This is a genomic window from Streptococcus oralis (genome assembly GCF_003943385.1).
Classification (GTDB): Bacteria; Bacillota; Bacilli; order Lactobacillales; family Streptococcaceae; genus Streptococcus; species Streptococcus oralis_CA.
In genome coordinates, this window is the sequence record NZ_RJPI01000007.1 from 22,045 (window position 1) to 43,072 (window position 21,028).

General features: G+C 41.6%; 17 protein-coding genes. 5 read left to right on the top strand and 12 right to left on the bottom strand.

Going from position 1 to position 21,028, the window contains the following annotated elements:
- Positions 1-134: 134 nt before the first annotated feature.
- Both mazE and D8803_RS06085 read left to right on the top strand, forming a co-directional pair.
- On the top strand, positions 135-350 hold the full coding sequence (mazE, locus tag D8803_RS06080; RefSeq protein ID WP_131200567.1) for a type II toxin-antitoxin system PemI/MazE family antitoxin: 216 nt from the start codon (positions 135-137) through the stop codon (positions 348-350).
- Positions 334-690, top strand: coding sequence for a type II toxin-antitoxin system PemK/MazF family toxin (locus tag D8803_RS06085; RefSeq protein WP_131200568.1), 357 nt, complete (start codon positions 334-336; stop codon positions 688-690). Before mazE ends, D8803_RS06085 begins: the two co-directional genes overlap by 17 nt.
- Positions 691-723: 33 nt before the next feature.
- Here the strand turns inward: D8803_RS06085 and D8803_RS06090 are convergent, their stop codons facing one another.
- Genes D8803_RS06090 through rexB form a run of 3 tightly spaced genes read right to left on the bottom strand, consistent with a single transcriptional unit; the run spans position 724 to position 8,845 of the window.
- Positions 724-1,902 carry a hypothetical protein gene (locus tag D8803_RS06090; protein ID WP_131200569.1) on the bottom strand — a complete coding sequence of 393 codons (1,179 nt, stop codon included), beginning with the start codon at positions 1,900-1,902 and terminating at the stop codon, positions 724-726.
- A 17-nt stretch (positions 1,903-1,919) separates the two neighbouring features.
- A complete protein-coding gene (addA, locus tag D8803_RS06095) occupies positions 1,920-5,573 on the bottom strand; it encodes a helicase-exonuclease AddAB subunit AddA (protein WP_131200570.1) in 3,654 nt (1,217 codons plus the stop codon).
- Positions 5,570-8,845, bottom strand: a complete 3,276-nt coding sequence (gene rexB / locus D8803_RS06100) for an ATP-dependent nuclease subunit B (protein ID WP_131200571.1) — start codon at positions 8,843-8,845, stop codon at positions 5,570-5,572. The genes addA and rexB overlap by 4 nt, the downstream gene beginning before the upstream one ends.
- Before the next feature lie 119 nt (positions 8,846-8,964).
- Between rexB and D8803_RS06105 the strand changes: the two genes are divergently transcribed.
- The 3 genes from D8803_RS06105 to D8803_RS06115 all read left to right on the top strand — a co-directional run bounded on the left by D8803_RS06105 (position 8,965) and on the right by D8803_RS06115 (position 11,588).
- A complete protein-coding gene (locus D8803_RS06105; RefSeq protein WP_131200572.1) occupies positions 8,965-9,774 on the top strand; it encodes a Cof-type HAD-IIB family hydrolase in 810 nt (269 codons plus the stop codon).
- 142 nt (positions 9,775-9,916) lie between these two features.
- A complete protein-coding gene (locus D8803_RS06110) occupies positions 9,917-10,825 on the top strand; it encodes an ATP-binding cassette domain-containing protein (RefSeq protein ID WP_131200573.1) in 909 nt (302 codons plus the stop codon).
- Between the two features lie 10 nt (positions 10,826-10,835).
- The gene (locus D8803_RS06115; protein ID WP_131200574.1) at positions 10,836-11,588 is read left to right on the top strand and encodes an ABC transporter permease; all 753 of its coding nucleotides are present in this window, start codon (positions 10,836-10,838) and stop codon (positions 11,586-11,588) included.
- A gap of 38 nt (positions 11,589-11,626) precedes the next feature.
- On the opposite strand, the gene D8803_RS06120 is transcribed toward D8803_RS06115, so the two are convergent.
- The 9 genes from D8803_RS06120 to D8803_RS06160 form a co-directional block, all read right to left on the bottom strand.
- Positions 11,627-12,505 (bottom strand): sensor histidine kinase, encoded by an 879-nt coding sequence (locus D8803_RS06120; RefSeq protein WP_131200575.1) that lies wholly within the window; start codon positions 12,503-12,505, stop codon positions 11,627-11,629.
- A complete protein-coding gene (locus D8803_RS06125; protein WP_131200576.1) occupies positions 12,505-13,203 on the bottom strand; it encodes a response regulator transcription factor in 699 nt (232 codons plus the stop codon). The genes D8803_RS06120 and D8803_RS06125 overlap by 1 nt, the downstream gene beginning before the upstream one ends.
- Positions 13,204-13,309: 106 nt before the next feature.
- Positions 13,310-14,047: a TraX family protein gene (locus D8803_RS06130; RefSeq protein ID WP_131200577.1), complete on the bottom strand. Its 738-nt coding sequence runs from the start codon at positions 14,045-14,047 to the stop codon at positions 13,310-13,312.
- Positions 14,048-14,190: 143 nt separating this feature from the next.
- Positions 14,191-15,066 carry an N-carbamoylputrescine amidase gene (aguB, locus tag D8803_RS06135; protein WP_131200578.1) on the bottom strand — a complete coding sequence of 292 codons (876 nt, stop codon included), beginning with the start codon at positions 15,064-15,066 and terminating at the stop codon, positions 14,191-14,193.
- Between the two features lie 9 nt (positions 15,067-15,075).
- Positions 15,076-16,161, bottom strand: a complete 1,086-nt coding sequence (aguA, locus tag D8803_RS06140) for an agmatine deiminase (RefSeq protein ID WP_000969481.1) — start codon at positions 16,159-16,161, stop codon at positions 15,076-15,078.
- Positions 16,158-17,285: a carboxynorspermidine decarboxylase gene (nspC, locus tag D8803_RS06145; protein WP_131200579.1), complete on the bottom strand. Its 1,128-nt coding sequence runs from the start codon at positions 17,283-17,285 to the stop codon at positions 16,158-16,160. Before nspC ends, aguA begins: the two co-directional genes overlap by 4 nt.
- Positions 17,285-18,544, bottom strand: coding sequence for a saccharopine dehydrogenase family protein (locus D8803_RS06150; RefSeq protein WP_131200580.1), 1,260 nt, complete (start codon positions 18,542-18,544; stop codon positions 17,285-17,287). Before D8803_RS06150 ends, nspC begins: the two co-directional genes overlap by 1 nt.
- On the bottom strand, positions 18,541-19,401 hold the full coding sequence (gene speE / locus D8803_RS06155) for a polyamine aminopropyltransferase (protein WP_000366713.1): 861 nt from the start codon (positions 19,399-19,401) through the stop codon (positions 18,541-18,543). The genes D8803_RS06150 and speE overlap by 4 nt, the downstream gene beginning before the upstream one ends.
- Complete coding sequence (locus D8803_RS06160; RefSeq protein ID WP_131200581.1) at positions 19,402-20,862, bottom strand: aminotransferase class I/II-fold pyridoxal phosphate-dependent enzyme; 1,461 nt, start codon at positions 20,860-20,862, stop codon at positions 19,402-19,404.
- Between the last annotated feature and the right edge of the window lie 166 nt (positions 20,863-21,028).

Here is a 21,028-nt window from a genome sequence, read left to right on the forward strand (position 1 = left end):
TGCTTTTGCACAGGCTTTGACTAAAATAAAATCACACTATATCACATAACTTAATTTATGTAATAAAACGTTTACTTGACTTTATTTGCTGTTAGGTATATACTTAGTGTATACTAATTCGTGGAGGTAGAGCGATGAATACAGTAAAGACTCGGAAGGTGGGGAATTCGCTCACTGTGACCATTCCTAAAAATTTGGGTATGATAGAAGGTCAAGAAATGGTTGTCTACAAAGGGATTGACGGAGTCATTGTCTTAGCTCCAAAACTGAAAGATCCTTTTGATGGGATTACTGATTTGAGAATGACAAATGATTTTGAAGGGGTAAGGTCACTTGATAGCGAAATCTGACTATATTCCTGAAAAGCAGGATATCATTTGGCTGGACTTTGATCCATCAGTCGGTCGAGAAATCCAGAAACGGCGACCTGCCTTGGTAGTTTCTAGGAGAGAATATGCCTTGCAAACTGGTTTTGTGGCTGTCTGTCCCATCACTCATGGCCAACAACGTTTGGCAGAAAAAGGCTTGCTCGTTCCTGTCTCGTCGGACAAGGTAGATGGCGCTGTCAATCCATTTCAACTGTATACCTTTGATTTTCGGATGCGCAATGCTCAAAAAATAACAAGAATGGACACGCAGTGTTTTCAGAAAGTCGTCCAACTTTACCAGTACATCTTCGGAGATAATTAAATCCTACCATGCATAGACAAGGTAGGATTTTTTCTATATGAGTAACCTATTTAAGAACGGGTGAAGGCAGTTTGTCAAAATACCTCTAATCCAGCTTTCTTGTGCTGATGATAGATGCTCTGCTTGAAGGCATTCTTTTAGAAAATCTCGGACTTGTTCTGGTGAGATTTCAAACTCAAAAGCTTTCATCTTGTAGAAAAAGTCGATGAGATGCTCAGATAAGTAATCATCTGAAAAGGGTACTTCTCCACTTTTTCGAAATTCTAATAAGAGCCGAGAAAATCTGGATTTTTCATCAGGCAAATCCCGAAAATAGGAATTGAGAAGCCAAGTCTGCTTCTGCTTTCGTTCAATAGGATCTTGACTTGCAATTCGCTGATCCTTTTCCAGCTCCTTTTGGTTTTGTTTAGCCTTGATAGCCCGTTCGTCTCTATTTTTTCCAAAGAGGATTTTTTCCCACTTTCGTTCTTCTTGGGTCAAGGTTTCTGTAAAGCCAAAATAATCTTGGTAGGCACGCTCTGCCGGCCCCATGGCAAGAATGAGATTGTCAGCGTATTGCTTGGCGATTTTATCTCTTTTCTTGCGTTCCTTCTCTGCCTGAATCCGTAAATGCTGCTCGTAGTCAATCTTCTCTTTGCCTAGTTTGACAAGGTAAAGTTGATCATCGGACTTACCAAGTAAAAAAGGTTTGATACACTTTTCAAGGACTTCTTCCATACGAGCCTTCTTCTTTGGCTCTGCCTTGGTCCAACTTCCGCCTTGGAAGACTTCTAGGAAGAGCTGATAGTCTCTCTCAGGTGCGAATTGATTGCCACGATTGGGCTTGAAAACACCTTTTTCCCAAAACCATTTTAGAAGTCGTTCGTCAAAGTCGCTTTTATTGACCTTGATTTTTTCCTTTTTCTGAGCCTTTCTGCTTAGGTTTTCAAGTTTTCTGAGAAGCTTGTCTTCCTCTTCCAGTTGCTGATCGAGGCTAATACGATGAAAATGGCGAACACAATCGCTACCAATCGGAAAGAGGCGTTGTCCTGTAACTCCGTTAAAGAGTTCGTAAGCGTACTTAATCGCATTTCCACAGATACAATTACTACGGCCGATACCATTAAAAATCAAGGAAACTTCATTCCATTCCTTGGTAGCTTGTTCCCAAGTATCAGCTTTTGAAGCCTGTAAAACCGCATCATGCAGGGATTTTCTAACTGGAAGTGGCATGAGGTCTCCTTTCTAGATTATACTTTTACAACTTGAACCTCGTCTTTTCCGAGCAAAATCAAGTATTTTTCTATGTTTTCAATCAAATAGGCTCGTGATAAGGCCTCACCATATAGAGCTAACTGACCACGATAGCGGTCTATGAGTTGACTTGGTTCATCGTAACGGTCTGTCTTATAGTCGAAAAGAATAATTCTGTCCTCATAAAGTAGATAGCCGTCCAAGATCCCACGAACAACAAAGTCTTCCTGACTTTTTTGATCTTTTTTGAGCATGGAGAAAGGTTGCTCGCGGTAGAGATGGTCGGTATTAGCGAGAATTTCCTGACCAAGTGGTGTTTCAAAGAAGGCGAGAATTTTAGAAAGATTGATCTTGTCTCTCACAGCTGGACTAATCTGAACTTGTTTGAGTGTTTCTGTTAGACTAGCAAGTGTTGGTTGCTGACTGAGGTCAATTCTCTGCATAAGTTCATGAGTGGCACTACCAATCTCAGCTCCAGTTACCTTTTCTTTAGTTGAAAAATCTGGTAAATCAAAGCTGATTTTTTTCTCAGTTGATTGAGTTTGGTTAGCAATTCGAACACCTTCCATATCCATAACAGGTTCGTAGAATTTCTTGATTTGACTTGGGGTTTGAACACTAGGAAGCTCAATAGCTGCGCGGTGAAGACTATTATAAACTTCCACCTCTTTCAGCATTTCCAGAGCTTCTTTGATAGTCTCTGACTGACGGTTGCTTGATTGAGAGCTATCTTGTAGAGGACTCCTGTTTTCCAACTCCCCGATAGCTTCTCTAGTCAACTGGTCTTCACCAACAAAACGATAGATAAAGTTGAGATTGTCCTTGGCAAATACTTTGCTGATAGCCCAGATCCAATCTTGGAAATTTCTTGCTTGTAGTCTGGTATTGCTATCTAATTTTCCGTTATTTGCTGCTGGGTATTCTTTGGCTTCTAGCTTTTCACGAGAGCCCTTACCGACAAGATAGAGCTTTTTCTCAGCTCTCGTCATGGCAACATACAGCAGACGCATCTGCTCTGAATAGCTAGCCAGTTGCAGTTCTTTCTCATTCTGCGTATAGGTCAAGCTAGGAATGGAAAGTTTAATGGTTTTAGGATAGTGTGCTTCCACTGCTTCTGTATCTACCTTGGCAATGTATTTGACACCAAGCCCATTTTGACGACTGAGAATGACGTCTGACATCGAGTCTTGCTTGTTGAAGTCCTGATCCATATTAAGGATAAAGACATAAGGGAACTCCAGCCCTTTGCTCTTGTGAATGGTCATAAGTTCCACGGCATCTTTAGGCGGTGCGACGGCTACGCTTGCGAGATCGTGCTGGGCTTCTAGGACTTGGTCAATCATACGTATAAAACGCGCCAAGCCCTTGAAATTACTCTTTTCAAACTGGTCAGCTCGAAGAGCTAGGGCATAGAGATTAGCCTGTCTAGCAGGTCCGTTCGGTAAGGCTCCAACATAGTCATAATAAAAACGGTCATTATAAATCTTCCAAATCAAGTCATAGAGAGAGTGGGTTTTGGAATACAGGCGCCAAGAAGACAAAATATCTATGAATTGATCTAGTTTTTCAGCTAGTTCCTTGTGAATTAACTCTTTCTGGGGAGTTGCTTGTTTTTGAGCATTAACTAGTTTCTCATAGAGATTCTCTTGGACTTTATCTTCTGCCTTCTGAAGAGACAAACGTGCCAACTCGTCCTCATCAAAGCTAAACATAGGAGACTTCATAAGGGCAACCAAGGCATAGTCTTGCAGGGGATTGTGAATGACACGAAGCGTATCCAGCGTGACTTGTACTTCTAGGGATTGGAGATAATTGTTCTGCTCACCGTCGGTTTTAACAGGAATACCGTACTCAGACAAGGCGAGGAGAATTTGGTCATTTCGACTGCGACTGGAAGTCAAAAGGGCAATTTCTTTGAAGGCAACACCTTTTTCCTGATGAAGTTTCAAGATTTCCTTGATGACTAGGCGCATTTCTCCTGTGAGTTTCGTTTCTGTTTGGCTCTCTTCCTCTTCTTGCCCACTATCGTCCTTATCGTAGAGGAGAAATTCTGCCTTGTTTTCTGGATTAGGAGTTAGTTTGGTATTGGCAAAAACAAGCTGGTGCATGCTGTCATAGTTGATTTCGCCGACCTCTTGGTCCATGAGACGTTCAAAAACATCATTGGTTGCTGACAGCACTTCTGAACTACTACGGAAATTTTCTTTAAGAAGAATCAACCTGCCTTCTTGAGGATTTTTCGTATAGCGTTGGAATTTTTCATTGAAAATCTGCGGGTCTGCCTGACGGAAACGGTAGATAGACTGCTTGATATCCCCCACCATAAAGCGATTGTGGCCATTAGACAGCAATTCCAGCATCCGTTCTTGAATGTGATTGGTATCCTGATACTCATCGACCATGACTTCGTGGAATCGTTCCTGATAAGCCTCGCGGACTTGCGGAAAATTCTCTAAAATCTCAATGGTGCAATGACTGATATCAGCGAATTCAAAAGCATTTTCCTGGCGTTTACGTTCTCGATAAGCCTCTACAAAATCGCTCATAAAGGTTTGGAAGGTTTTACCTAGCTCCCAAGTATCTTCATGATAACGTTCTTGGTAGTCGAGAATCGTTATCTGGTCCGCCAGTTGTCCTAGTTTAGCAAACTGGGCCTTTCTCTCATCGTTATAGGCATCAGCCAGTGGTTTTAAATCGGCCTTACGACTGGAGTTAGCCAGAGCTCGACCGTTTTTCTCCTTCGAGATTGCAACAATACGCGCAAGCACTGCTTGATAAGCCTGGCTATCGGACTCTTGATTTAAGGAGCCAATTTCATCCAGAACCAGCTGCACATTTTCTAAATAGGCAGCTTTTGGAAACTCCTTAGCATCGTTATCCAGATGATAACGGAGGAAACTTTCCAAGTCCCAAAGCGCCTGCTTGATTTGCTCAGTTTGTTTGTCTTTCTCATTTGCAAAGTCAGCTTTTTCAAACCCTTTGAGAAAAGACTCGTTCAGCCATTTTTGGGGGCTACTGGTGGATTGAAGGAAATCATAGATTTTGTAGACTTGTTGGCGTAGACCTCGTTCATCCTTGCCACGTCCAGCAAAGTTCTTCACTAAGCTACTAAATTTCTCTTTATTCTCACCTTGGTAATGGGCTTCAAAAACTTGACGAAAAACTTCGTTTTTTAAGATTAACTGTTCACTTTCATTTTGTAAAATACGAAAATTTGGTGCAATATCAATCAGATAGCCATGTTTGCCGAGAAACTTTTGTGTGAAGGAGTCCATGGTTCCGATGGCAGCGTTTGGTAGATCTGCCAACTGGCGTCCCAAGTGTTGTTTGAGATCGACATCGTTACTTTCTTGGATTTGTTGGCTGATTTTTTTCTCCAAGCGCTCTTTGAGTTCAGTAGCAGCCTTAACGGTAAAGGTCGAGATAAAGAGTTGACTGATTTCTACACCACGGGCTAATTGGTCAAGAATGCGCTCGGCCATAACAAAGGTCTTCCCTGAACCAGCAGACGCTGAAACTAGGATATTTTGCCCTGCCGTATAAATGGCTTCAATTTGCTCGGCAGTTTTCTTCTGTTCCTTGTTCGAACTCGCTTCTGCTTCTTGCAGTTTTTGAATTTCTTCCTCAGTTAAAAAAGAAATGGGCTTCATCGATTCAACTCCTCTCTCATTTTCTCAAACCAAGCTTGCTTGAGTTTTTCTCCGACCAGACGCTTGCCATCAGATAAGTCCAACTTCTCTAGGAAACGAGCTTGACCTAAATGGTAATTAGCCTCAAAGCCAGTAATAGCCTGATGTTGCTGGACGTATGGGGCAATACTTCTGCCATTTTCGGTATAGGGATTGATGGCAAACTGGCCTTCTAAAATCTTCTCAGCTGCCTTCTTGTACAGATGGGCATTGTAGTCCAATAAGAGCTGGAACTCCTCGTCTGTCAGTTGATTGGCCTTGTTTTTGTTGTAAAATTCACCCAAATGACTGCTTTCTTTTTCTAAAAAGAGTCCCTGGTATTTCATTGATTTGCTGGCTTCTACTACTGCTCCTGCCAGACTTTTAACAGCTAATAAAGATTGGACGGGCTCAGCCATTTCCAAGTACATGGCACCGAAAAAGTTCTGCTCCCCTTCTCTTTTTAGGGCAGCAAGATAGGTTGGCAGCTGGGAATTAAGGCCATTAAAGAAATGAGGAAACTGAAACTGAGTCAGACTAGACTTGTAGTCCACCACTCCTAGCGCTCCATCAGCTTTCAAGCGGTCAATACGGTCAACCTTGCCTCGCACATGGACACTGCGACCATTATCCAACTGGATATATGCTTGATCTTTACCACCAAATGTTGCTTCCTCTTGGATGGTTTCAATGGCTGGATTATGACGAAGGATGTGGCCTGTTGTCCGAGCCACATCAAGTAGAACTTCCTTGGTAAACTGGGCTTCCAAACTTTCCTGATAAATAGCTTCAAATTCGCGTTCTTGGCTGGTTTCCTTGATAGCTTGCTCCAGACGTTGGTCAAAGGAATTTTCAGCAGGTAGTTTCAAGGCACGTTCAAAAATACGGTGCAAGAAATTCCCGTGACTGCGAACATCAGGACGTAGGCGCAATTCTTCCTGCAAACCTAAGACATAACGGAGGAAATAACTATATTCATTGCGGTAAAACTCCGTTAAACCAGAAGTTGACAGGTAAAACTCCTTGTCAGCTGGATAGAGAGCCTGCAAGGTCTCTTTCTCTAATGGCTTGCTGCTTGGACTAGTTGGGAGTGCTGGATTTGTAAGACCTTTTTGATCAAGTTTTTTCCCCATCACACGCGCTAGAACCTTGACAAAGGTCACATCTTCTTCGTTTTCACTAGAACCCTCCTGCTGATGATAGGAAACGAGACTAGACAAGAGACTGTGATATGAACCCATATCATCCTTAGACAGACTTTTTTGATGAATCTTCTTCTCTAACCGGCTAAATCCAAAACCCACCAGTTCCTGAAGATAGGCTGATTCCTTGCTCTCATTTTCATTGAGGAGACTTGGAGCTGACAAAATCAACTGCTTACGAGCAGCATTGACTAAAGAAAGCATGGTATAGCGATTTTTCTTGAGGTTTTCACTACTTGCAATCAGTAATTGTGCTCCCTCTTCAGTCGCTTGGTTTAGGCTTTGTCTTTCTTCGTCTGTTAACAGGCTGGTGTTTTGCGCAATTTTTGGTAAATGATCCTGAGTCAGCCCAATGGCATAGACAAAATCAGCCGTTAAGGGCGCAATCAAATCGTAACTCTGCACCAGAACGGTGTCAACAGTTGCTGGAATGGTACGATACTGGGATAAGCTCATTCCAGAATGGAGCAAGGCTAGGAAATCCTCTAAACTAACCTGTGAACCAGCAAAAACCGTCGCAAATTGTTCTAAAACATGGCAGAAAGCCTTCCAAACTTCGGCTTGTCTTTCCTGTTCTAGAGTTTCCATAGTAGCTGTCAATTCTTGCATCTGCTTGCTTAAAGCAGCATTTTTTAGAAAAGTATTCCACTTTTGCAAGAGATTTTCAGTCTTTTGCTTCCGACTGGCAAATAAGGTTTCAAGTGGTGCCAAAACTCGCAGACGAAGAGAATTTAGACGCTCTAAATCAAATTTTCCGTGGTGGGATTTGGTAAAGGTCTGCTGAAAAGCTGGCATGCCATTGATGCCAAGATAGCGGAGATATTGTTCAAAAGCATCAATATCCGCTTGGCTAAGGTCAGTATACAAACCAGTTCTGAGGAGATTAATCAAATCCTCCTGACGGAAACGGTAATGTTTCAAACGAAAAATAGATTCGACATACTGGGTAAAGGGATGATGGGCCATGGATTCACTTCTACCAAGATAGAATGGTATCTGGTACTGGTCAAAAATGGTTTTGAGAGATAACTGATAAGAAGCTACATCACCCAAGAGAATACGAAAATGCTTGTAACTTAGTTCTGGATGGTCATGTAATTTCTGACGAATGCTACGGGCTACCAGCTCCAACTCCTCTTTTTGCGTCAAGCAAGACCAAATTTGCAGGTTTTCACGGTCCTTCTCATCGATATCCAAAGCGAGTTCTGAGAAGTCATAAGAAGACTCCAGCAAACGAGAAGCCTTGTCAAAACTATCCATTTTCTCATGTGTCTGAGAACGATCCTGAGCAGGTGTTTGGTATTTTGCCCCCAAATGATGGAGGAATTCCACACTGGCTTGATAGAGATTTCCTTCAGTGAACGGACTGGTATAGGCTTTCTTGCTTGCATAGGCCCCAATAACAATCTCGGTATCTTTGCGATGGAGTAGATCCACTACACGCTCTTCCTCAGCAGAAAAACGGGTAAAGCCATCAATAACCAAGGCAATCTGACTGAAATCACTACTTACATTGTCATTCTCAATAGCCTCAATCAAATGGGACAATTGACTTCCCTGAGCCAACTGGCTTTGATTGAGATAAGCAGTTACTTTCTCAAAAATCAAGAGTAAATCTGCTCGTTTATCCTCATCAGTCAAACTTTCCAAGTCCAAAAAACTCATCTGAGCAGTCATCATCTCATGATAAAGTTCAATCAACTGCTGGATAAACTGAGGATCTTGTTTAATCGCACCATAAACTCGCAACTCTTTAGGATCTAGTTCTGCAAGACATTTATAAAAAGCCATCCCAAGACCGATGTCATCTAGACTGGTCTTTGTAGGCAAATCATTTAAAACTAGATAACGAGCCATCTGAGCAAAACGCGTGACGGTAATCGCAAAAGAAGCCTGCTGGGACAAGCATTCCAGCACAGCGCGTTCTTTTTCAAATGAAAGAGAGTTGGGCGCGATGTAGAAGACCCGCTTGCCCGCAGCAACTAGCTCTTCCGCTTCTCTCGTTAAAATTTCAGTCAAAGAAGTCCGAATATCAGTATAAAGTAATTTCATCTCAGCCTCGTTGGAATTTTTCATTACCTTTTATTATACCATGTTTTAACAGAAGATTCTGTCTCCTCATTACCAAAATATGCTATAATAAAAGCAAAACATCTAGAAAAGGAAGTCTTATGATTAAACTACTTGCCTTGGATATGGACGGAACCCTCCTTAATGAAGCCAAGGAAATCCCGCAAACCCACATCACTGCTATTCACCAAGCCATTGAAAAAGGTGTCAAACTGGTTCTCTGTACAGGTCGCCCGCTTTTCGGTGTTCTTCCTTACTATAAAAAACTAGGACTAGATCTCCAGAACGAGTACGTCATTGTCAATAATGGTTGTTCAACCCACCAGACCAGTGAATGGAGTCTAGTTGACTGGCAAGAACTCAGTCCAGCTGACATTGAATACCTCTATGGCCTTGCTGAAAAAAGTGATGTTCAGTTGACTCTTTTTGATGAGGAACATTATTTTGTTCTCGGTGGCAAGCCTAATCAAATCGTTCAAAATGATGCCAAGCTAGTCTTTTCAGATCTGACTGAAATTTCCCTTGAGGAAGCCACTAGTGGCAAATATCGGATGTTCCAAGGAATGTTTTTAGGAACAAAAGAGCAAACAGACGATTTTGAGCAACGGTTTGCTGAGGAACTCTGCCAACAATTCAGTGGAGTTCGTTCGCAACCTGTTATTTATGAAGCCATGCCACTTGGGACGACAAAGGCTACTGCTCTTTCTCGACTAGCAGCTATTTTGAAGATCGAGCCCTCAGAAATTATGGCCATGGGCGATGCCAATAACGATATCGAAATGCTTCAGTTTGCAGGACTTGGCATTGCTATGGGAAATGCCAGTGATTATGTCAAATCCCTTGCTAATGACGTTACAGCTAGCAACGAAGAAGAAGGCGTTGCGCGTGCCATTGAGAAGTATATTTTATAATTGAGAAGCCCAGTTCATATCAACTGGGTTTTGTTTCTTTTAAGAATCACAAAACTTTAGAAACTCTTTAGAATTACTTGATATTTCTTTGATTTCTATACCTTATACTAAAGTTAGAAAAACAAATCAAAAGGAGAAAATCATGAAAACAGTACTCGAAATTCATGGACTGACCAAACAATTCGGACAACAAGCTATTCTTCAAGATCTTAGTCTAACCATAAAAGAGGGAGATATTTATGGTCTAATTGGAAAAAATGGAGCAGGTAAAACTACTCTTATTAAAATCATTACGCAATTATTGTTTGCGGACAAAGGTACAGTTTCCCTCTTTTCTAGCCAAGAAGAAAATGAGTGGACAAAGGCTTTATCTCAAGTGGGTTCTGTTATCGAATCACCTGTAGCCCATAATCACTTAACAGCTTATCAAAACCTTAAATATTATTGTATGATACGTCATATTCCAAATGCTGATAAAGTGATTCATGAGACCTTAGACTATGTTGGTTTGTCAGATACAGGAAAAAAAGTTTTTCGTGATTTTTCACTAGGAATGAAACAAAGACTTGGCATTGCCATTGCCCTCCTATCAAAACCTGATTTCCTGATTCTTGATGAACCTATTAACGGTCTCGACCCAATTGGAATCAAAGAATTTCGCCTCATGATCCAGCGGCTCAATCAAGAAAAAGGCATAACTATCCTCATCTCTAGCCATATCTTGTCAGAGCTCTATCTCTTAGCTAATCGCTTTGGTATTCTGGATCAAGGTAAGATTATCCGTGAAATTAGTAAAGCTGAGTTTGAAACACTGAGCGAGGATTATATTGTGCTTAAAACAAGCGACAAAGAAAGAGCTTGTCAGGTATTGAAAGAACAAATCCAACTCCAATTTAAGGTTGTCAATCCTGAAAATGAAATTCATATCTTTGGTAATGAACAAGATGTCAAACAGATTCTCAAACAACTAACTTTGGCCGATGTTGCTATTGATGAGATATACTTTGCCCGTCAAAACCTAGAAGAATACTTCACCCAATTGGTAGAATAGGAGAAAAATCATGATACATACCATTCAAGCAGACTTTTACCGTCTTTTCCGATCCAAAGGATTCTGGATTACAGAATTCATTCTCTTTGTACTTATGTTACTGGGTGCTACTATTGGCGCTACAGGACATTTAATGTCAGTAAATACAACACCACCAGAGACTCCTACCCATGGTTGGAATGGGATAGAGGCTCTAATCAACGCGTCTAGCAATGGTTCAAACCTCGTTTTTCTCTGCATTGTTCTAGCATGTCTAGTTCTAGGAGTTGATCTAATCGGCAAGCTTTATAAAAATAGTTTGACTGTTGGCGTTTCTCGTACAGAGTTTTTCCTTGCTAAATCCTTTGTACTAGCAAGTATCGCTCTCTTACAGCTCATCGCCAGCCTTGTGATTGCTTTTGTCCCCTCAACTCTATTAAATGGACTTGGTACGATGCCTGATGGTTTTATTACAAACCTTCTCTTAACAATTTCCCTTCAATTTCTCTGCCTCCTCGCTTGGCTTTCGATTGTTTCCTTTATTCTCTATGTGACTCACTCCTATCTTGCCGTATTTATCGGCTATCTGGTCAGCTCTATCATCCTTTCTATGCCAATGTTCCTTTTCCCAGACATTGAAATTCTACGATATTTAATCCTAGATTTTGCCTATGCCATGACTGCTGATAGTCAATCCGTTCTCTATACCATAACGGTTTGCATCGCTATCATACTTTTCTTCTCTCTCAGTGGACTGACTGTTTTCAAGAAGAAAAGTTTATAAAAAGAACCTCCTCTAGGATATAGAGGAGATTTCTTCTGTTAAAAATAAATAAAGACTGAAAACCATTCGTCATCAGCAACTAGCTTCATATCCGCTCCAAGAAGATGAACTAATTCCTCGGTAATATAGAGACCTAAACCAGAGGATTCTTCGGTATCTGACATATTTTCAGAATAAAAACGATTACTGAGATTGTCTATATTCTTGATAGGTTTTTTGACTAGATTATCAATTTCCAAAACAAGCCTATTTTCTTCCTTTTTCAAAGAAAGTCGAGCCTTCTCCTTGCCGTGCTTGAGAACATTTCCAAGGAGGTTTTGTATAATTCGATCAAGCAAGTCCTCATCAGTCGTCGTTTTCAATCCTGGTTCAACATTAAAATCAAGAACAATCTGTGAAGATTGAAAAACGTCGTAATAAGCTAAAGTCTTTTTCGTTATAAAAGTTGATAAATCAAGTTCTTCCAGTTTCGGTTTGACCGCTCCTTCCATCAAATGACGGTATTCGAGGAGAGCCTCCAAACGTTTGGAAACCAAATCCTGATGATGGGCTATTTTATTTAAGGTTTCTGAACTATTATCGGGATGTTTTATTAGTTGCTGAGTATATCCTGATGCGATTGTCAAAGGTGTCCGAATATCATGAGCAATGTTACTGATTGCCATATCTAGGGTGCGTTTTTCACGCTTCATGATTAGTTGGTTTTGCTCAACTTCTTGAAATAGATTCTCAATTTGGTTATGTAGTCGCAAAATGGTCTTTGAAAAGAAATTTACACCGATCCTCTTCATGCTACCAGAGCGAATCTTTTCTTCGATTTGTCTGCTTAAATCTCTAATTGCTATATGATAGCGAATCAAAGAAATCGCCAAAATGATGTTAATGAGGAGCAATATAGATAGCAAAATGTAATTCATTATTTGTCTCCTTTTAATCGAACACCAACTCCCCAAATGGTTTCGATGTACTCATGATTTGGATCCAGTTGATGCAGTTTTTTACGGAGATTGCTTAGATGGGTGTTGAGCGTATTGTCTCCAGGAAGGTAACTTTCTTCCCAAATCAATTCATAGAGTTCTTCCTTGGTGAAGATCTTTTTAGGATGCTGGAGCAACATTTGGAGAATCTGACACTCTTTCTTTGCAAGGCGAATGGTTTCAGTTGTGCTACTTATTTCGAAACTATCCGCATCGAACTGGATATTTTTAAAGTTTTGTACGAGGTTATCAATTTCTCTTCGATCTTCTGACTGATGTTCACCACTTTGGCGTAATTGCACAGTGACTCTGGCAAAGACTTCGTCCAAATCAAAAGGTTTTACTACATAATCATTGGCACCATCTAGGAGATATTGGCTGATGAGCTTTTTATCACCCAAAGCAGTGAGCATGATGACCGGAGTCTGACTAGTTTGTCGAATAGCTTGCAAGACTTGGTCGCCATTTTTTCCAGGGAGCATGATATCTAGCAAAACGAGATCGATGCCACCTTTGTCAAATTGCATTATACCTTCTGTGCCAGAAAATGCTTGAATCACCTCGTGTTCCTCTGCAAGAAGGGTTCTTAAGATTTCCTGGATTTCATTATTATCTTCAATTACAAGTATACTCGCCATAAACCTCGTCCTTTCTAAAACTATTATAACATGTTTTGTTGGGAATTCCAGATACAGAAAAACTCCTCTCACATTTTAAGCAAGAAGGAGCTAATGAATATTGAATCTACTTAAGCAGATAAGCAATCAAAGTTATGATCCATAAATGAGCTGGGTAGAAAATATAAAAGAAATATTTACTCCAGCTGGTTTCCTTTCCTCGCTGTCCATTATACAAGGCCATGAAAGGAAAGACGGTGATAAAGAGCCAGTCAGAATTGTAAAGCATCATTTCCAAGGTTTGGTACCAAGTATCATAGGTATGGATAGAAGTCACTAATAGAAAGGCCCAAAGGAGTGTATAAAGGAGATTTCGCAATCCCTTGCGATTTCGACAAGAGTAACTAATTAAGAGAAATGGTAGCATGGTGATACCGCCCTCAGTAAAAAGACAACCGAAAATCAAGAGACCAGCAACCCCAATCCGACGCCACAACTTCTCTTTTTGATCCAGCTCTTTTCTAGGAAAACCAAGCCAAAGCATGGTAACACCGATGGCTAGAGTCAGGAAAATGTTGTTATTGACCATTACTCCTTTAGATGCAAATAGGGTATTGAGTAGGCTATTTCCAGCAAACATGATAAGCGCCCAACTCCAAAGACGGAGGAGGTAGTTTTTTAGATTTTGAGTATGGATGAAGCCTTCCATAGCTATATAAGCAAACCAAACTCCCACACAACGGGTCAAGGCATGGAAAATACCTTCCCACATAGGAGAAACGATCCCTGTGATATGAGGGATATGATCTAGAACCATTACTGCCGCCATCAGATACTTCAACTGAGTTGCATTCCATTTTTTCATAATAAACCTCTTTCTTTTGATCTACATAGAGTATAGCATACATTTCTACGTATAATCGTACACCCATCTTACATTTAAAAAGCCTATCTTACATTTTTGTAAGACAGGCGTGAATATCAAAAATTTATTATGAAATTTATCTTCTAGTCGGTAATCCGTTGGTACATTTCTGGTCTTCTATCTCGAAACAGTCCCCAGTTGAGGCGTTCACTTGCTCCCTTATCAAGGTCATAAGTTGCTAACAGAACAGCTTCTCCTTGTCTTTCAGCTCGCTCTAGAATAGCTCCTGTTTCATCCGTCATAAAGGACGAACCGTAAAAGTCAAGACTGGAACTCTGTCCACCATTTTCTTCACTAGGAGTGACTTCCTCCAAACCGTAGCGATTAGCTGCAATGACCGGGACAATATTGGCTGCTGCGTGCCCCTGCATGGTACGTTGCCAATGACCACAGCTATCTGTATCCAAGATTGGTTCTGAACCAATAGCTGTTGGATAAAAGAGCAATTCAGAACCATTTAACGCAAGACAACGGGCTGTTTCAGGGAACCATTGATCCCAACAGATGCCGATGCCAATCTTAGCGTAGCGCGTATCCCAGACCTTGAAACCAATGTTACCAGGCGTGAAATAAAACTTTTCTTGATAGTAATGATCATCTGGTATGTGGGTCTTCCGATAGACGCCCAGCACTTCCCCATCTGCATCAATAACGGCAATAGAGTTATACAAGACATTACCATCTTTTTCATAGAAACTAATCGGCAGAACAACCTGTAGTTCTTTAGCAATCACCTTAAAATGCTGAATGGCTGTATTTTCTGTCACTGACTGGGCATACTGGTAGTAGTCATACTGGCGTTCCTGACAGAAATAAGGACGTTCAAATAACTCTGGTAAGAGAATGATTTGTGCGCCTTTGTCTGCAGCTTGACGTACTAAACGCTCCGCTGTTTGGATATTTGTTGCCACATCCTTGGTACATTGCATCTGGATTGCTGCAACTCTTACATTTCTCATCTTTTTCTCCTATTCAGGGATTTGTTGGGTGATACAGTGGATATTGCCACCACCTAAAAGAATATCTCTAGCTGGGATTCCGACAACTTTACGATCTGGGAAATAGTTGCTGAGGATATCTAGGGCCACTTGGTCGTTTTTATCTTGAAATTGGGGAACAAGGACAGCCTTGTTGGCAATATAGAAATTGACATAGGAAGCTGCAAGACGCTCGCCCTCATAACGCTCCTCTTCCCCTTCTTCATAGGTATAGCCTGGTAAATCTTCTTTAGTGACAACCTGACGAATAGCTGGGATAGGCAATTTATGAATAGTGAAGGGACGACCTTTTGCATCCATCTCTTTCTCTAAAAGAGCTAAATCAGCTGCAGACATGGCATACTGGGGATCGTTTTGATCATCTGTCCAAGCTAAGACAAGTTCCGCAGGACCAACGAAAGCGGCAACATTGTCAACGTGTTCATTGGTTTCGTCCTGATAAATACCATAAGGCAGCCAGATAACTTTTTCAGCGCCAAGGCTCTCTAATAAGGTGTTTTCAATTTGCTCTTTAGACAGGTGGGGATTGCGTCCAGGACTTAGAAGACAACTTTCAGTCACAAGAATGGTTCCTTGACCATCACTATGGATCGCGCCGCCTTCCAGTACAAAAGGTTTGGCATCATAGACAGGCATTTCCAAGACCTCAGCAAACCGACTGGCTACTTGGTCATCATCTTCATAATCTTGGTAGAGACCATCTACAGCCCCACCCCAAGCATTGAAAGACCAGTCTACTGCCAACTTTTCTCTTTTATCATTGACGAGAATAGTCGGACCCGTATCACGCGCCCAGGCATCATTAGTAGGAATGTCTAGATAAACAACCTTGTCTCCAAGATAGGATTGGGCTTCAGATAGATAGTCCTGCTCCACCAAAAGATAAACAGTTTCCCCTTCTGCTATGGTCTTTATAATTTGGCTAAATGCTCTTTTGGCCGCCTTTCCTTGGAAGGGCCATGAACCTGGTCGAGTCGGCCAGATCATGAGGGTTCCATGATGTGGTTCGTACTCTGCTGGCATACGATAGCCTAATTTCTTTGGACTGTCCATCATGATAATCTCCCTTTAAAGTCTTGATAACCGAAGGCTTTGACTAGACTACAGTCACCTCGCTCGTCCATGAGATAGAGACTTGGGAGGCCAATACCATTAAAGGTATTATTTTTGACAAAGGAATAGATTGCCATGTCTTCAAAGTAAAGTCTATCACCGATTTGGACTGGATTTTCAAAACTATAATCACCAATCACATCGCCCGTCAGACAGGTATTGGAAGAAAGTCTGTAGGTATGGATTTTTTCCTGCGCCTCAAATCCATTTCTCAAAGGTGGACGATAGGGCATTTCAAGTACATCTGGCATATGGCAGGTCGCGGAGGCATCTAAAACCAGGATTTCCATACTGTTTTCGACAATATCCAATACTTCAGTTGCTAGATAACCCGCATTGAGCGCAATAGCTTCACCCGGTTCGATATAGACTTCAAGATTGTAAGTTTCTCGGATACGCTTGATTTCAGAAATCAGCAAATCCACATCATAGTCTTCTCTCGTTATGTGGTGTCCTCCACCCATATTGAGCCATTTGACCTCATGTAAATAAGGTCCAAACTGTTCTTCTACAGCTTTCAAAGTCGTCTCTAAATCATCTGCCCCTTGTTCACAAAGGGTATGAAAATGAAGGCCATCCACCAAGTCCAGCAAATCACTCGGTATCTTGTCTAAAGTCACTCCGAACCGGGAGCCAGGTGCACAAGGATCATAGAGCGCGTGATTTCCTTGAGTAGAACATTGAGGGTTGAGGCGTAAACCGACACCAATACCAGCCTCACAGCAACGAGGACCGTGTTTACGCAACTGTCTCTCTGAGTTAAAGACGATATGGTCTGTTATCTCAAGCAATTCCTCCAAGTCTGCATCCTTGAAAGCAGGTGCAAAGACATGGACTTCTCCTGGGAATTCTTCTCTAGCTAGCTTAGCCTCATAGAGACCACTAGCCGTTGTACCTGTCAGATACTGGCTAATTAGTGGATAGGTTTTGTAGAGGGAATAAGCCTTCTGGGCAAGCAAAACCTTGCAACCGGACTCTTCCTGAACTCGTTGAAGAATACGGCAGTTGGCTTCTAGCTTGGCTAAGTCAATGACATAGGCTGGTGTGGGTACTTGTTCTAGCTTCATTAGTCCACCATTTGTGGATTTTCAACCACAACCCAAGGTAAGCCGTACTCATTCAAAGCTTCCATGAATGGATCTGGATCCAGTTCTTCAAGATTATACACTCCAGGTTGTCTCCAAGTGCCATCCATCACTAATTTTGTCCCAATCATAGCTGGAACACCTGTTGTGTAAGAGATTGCCTGTGAACCAACTTCTGCGTAACATTCCTGATGGTCGCAAACATTGTAGATATAGATAGTCTTTTCAACGCCATCTTTGACACCTGTAAAGATACATCCAATATTGGTTTTACCAACTGTACGTGGGCCAAGGCTGGCAGGATCTGGAAGCAAGGCTTTCAAGAATTGGATTGGTACAATTTCTTGACCGTTAAAGTTAATGGTATCCGTACGAAGGAGACCAACGTTTTCCAAGCATTTCATATGTGTTAGATAGGATTGGCCAAAAGTCATAAAAAAACGAATCCGTTTGACACCAGGAATGTTCTTAGACAATGATTCAATTTCTTCATGGTGAAGGAGATACATGTCTTTCTGTCCAACTTGTGGGAAATCATACTCACGTTTGATAGACATAGCTTCAACTTCTACCCATTTTCCATCTTCCCAGTAAGAACCCGGCGCAGAAACCTCGCGTAGATTGATTTCTGGGTTGAAGTTAGTCGCAAACGGATAACCGTGGTCACCACCATTACAGTCTAAAATATCGATATAGTGGATCTCATCAAAATAGTGTTTCAGAGCATAAGCTGAAAAGACACTGGTCACACCTGGGTCAAAACCAGAACCAAGAAGAGCTGTCAAGCCTGCTTCTTTGAATTTCTCCTGATAAGCCCACTGCCATGAGTAGTCAAAGTAAGCTGTAAAACCTAGTTCCTTGCAACGTTTTTCATAAATGGCGCGCCATTCAGGGTCTTCTGTATCCTCAGCCTCATAGTTGGCAGTATCTATATAGTGGACACCTGTCGCCAAACAAGCATCCATGATAGTTAAGTCTTGGTATGGCAGAGCTACGTTCAAAACGGCTTCTGGTTTGTAGCTTTCAATCAAAGCAATCACTTCTTCTACCTTATCAGCATCAAGAGCAGCTGTTTCAATCTTTGTACTTGTTTTGCCTTCTAATTTAGCCTTCAAATCATCACATTTTGACTTTGTACGACTAGCAATCATAATCTCTGTAAATGTTTCGCTATCTTGGCAAATCTTTGAAATAGCAACTTGGGCAACGCCCCCACATCCGATAACTAATAGACGACTCATTTTTTCCCTTCCTCTTCTTCTAAAATGTCTTCTACATACTTAGGCAACATAAAGGCTCCCACATGTAAGTTTGCAGTGTAGTATTCTGTGAAAAGCTGGCGTTTTTTCCAGCCTTCCTTATCAAAATCTTTAACAGGGTGGTATTTTTTCGATGCAAATCCAAATAGCCAATAGCCAGCTGGACTGGTTGGGATGTGCGCCTGATAAACCCGACTGATTGGAAAGGCTTGATTGACCTTACGGTGCATGCTTCGGCAAGCTGACTCATCTTCGTCAAAGAAAGGACTACCATGCTGATAAATCATGATACCGTCTTCTTTGAGAGCTCTGTAACTGTTTCCATAAAATTCCTTGGTAAAGAGCCCTTCCGTATGTCCAAATGGATCCGTCGCATCGTTGATAATGATATCGTAATCATCCTCACAGTTTCTCAAAAATCTCAGTCCATTTTGATAATAAATCGTAACACGAGGGTCATCTAGCCCTGCAGCAAAGTCTGGGAAATACTCACGACAAACCTCAACAAGCATTTCATCTGGTTCCACGATATCGATTTGCTCCAGTTCGGGATAGAGTGTTAATACTTGGGCAACTCCGCCGTCGCCACCCCCTATAACCAAGACTTTCTTTGGATTGGGATGGACAGCCATCGGTACGTGGACGGTCATTTCATTGTAGACAAAATCATCTGCATCTGAAAACAAGACATGGCCATTTAAGATTAATATTTTCCCAAAAGCGGGAGTATCTAATACTTCTATATCCTGCCATTCACTTTTTCCAGCGTAGAGTTGCTTAGCTGTTCTCAAAGATAATTTCACATCTGGAGTATGAACTTCAGAAAACCACAAATCCATCTAGTTCTCCTTTCTATCAATAACGTTGATGTGATTGACTTCTGGATCTTCCGTCCCTTGGAGGGAGCAACCACGTTCTTTGGCAAATTGAATATAATCCACAATGTCTCGTGTAATGCGTTCACCTGGTGCTAGGATTGGGATGCCTGGAGGATAGCACATGACAAATTCCCCACAGACTTGTCCAACAGAATCATCCAAGGTTAAACTTCTTCTCTCTGAATAAAAGGCATCCTGAGGAGATAGCACTAACTCTGGTTGGATATATTCTCCAGCAATCAAGTCTTTTCCATCTCTTGAATAAAGTCTCTTGATATCCGCCAAAGCACCGACCAGACGCTCAATGTCTTGGATGCGATCACCGATGGAAATATAAGCCAAGATATTGCCAATATCGCCAAACTCGATCTGAATATCATATTCATCTCGCAAGAGGTCATAAACCTCGATACCTGTCAGACCAATCCCCTGAGTGTAAACTGACAGCTTGGTCACGTCAAAATCACAGACCGACACACCGTCTATTAACTCTTTTGAGTAGGCATAGTAACCACCGATAGCATTGATTTCACGACGAGCATACTCGGATAGTTCAATAACCTTCTCAAAAGACTCTTTACCACGAAGAGCTAGATTACGACGTGAAATATCAAGACTTGCCATAAGTAGGTAAGAGGCAGATGTAGACTGGGTCAGGTTGATAATCTGACGAACGTACTCAGGATTCATACGCTCCCCGATAAGAAGGATGGAGCTCTGGGTCAAACTCCCACCAGACTTATGCATAGAGACCGCCGCCATATCAGCGCCAGCGTCCATAGCAGATAGTGGCAATTTGTCTGTAAAATGCAAATGCGCTCCATGAGCTTCATCTACTAAAACCAGCATGCCCGCTTCATGAGCCATTTCCGTTAAACCCTTGAGATCTGAACAAATCCCATAGTAGGTAGGATTGTTGATTAGGATAGCTTTAGCATCCGGATGTTCCTTGATAGCCTGTGCAACACGGTCATTTTCAAGACCTAAAGCGATACCAATTTTAGGATCTACACTCATCTCGATATAGATGGGAATGGCACCACATAGAACCAGCGCATTGATAGCAGATTTGTGAACATTTCGCGGCAGAATAATCTTATCTCCAGCCTTGCAGGTGGAAAGAATCATGGTTTGAACAGATGATGTTGTTCCACCAATCATGAGAAAGGCATGCGCTGCTCCAAAAGCATCCGCAGCCAGCTCCTCTGCATCTCGAATAATCGAAATGGGATGGCCTAGATTATCCAAGGGTTTCATAGAATTGACATCAATGCCAACACATTTTTCTCCCAACAATTCAACAAGTTCTGGATTTCCCCGTCCGCGTTTATGACCTGGTACATCAAAGGGAACAATCCTTTTCTTTCGTAACTTAATCAGACCTTCATAAATAGGGGCCTGGTTCTGATCTAACTTTATCAAGACATACTCCTTTAGCATATTTTTAGCGCCTAAAAAAATGAAGGCGACCAAAGCTTGACTTATGAAAAAGAGCAGGTTTTCACCTGCTCTGCAATCTTCTGACGTTTTTATTTTGGTTTCTGTTGAGTATGTCTGTTCCCGATGTTTCCTAACTCTCTAGTAGCAA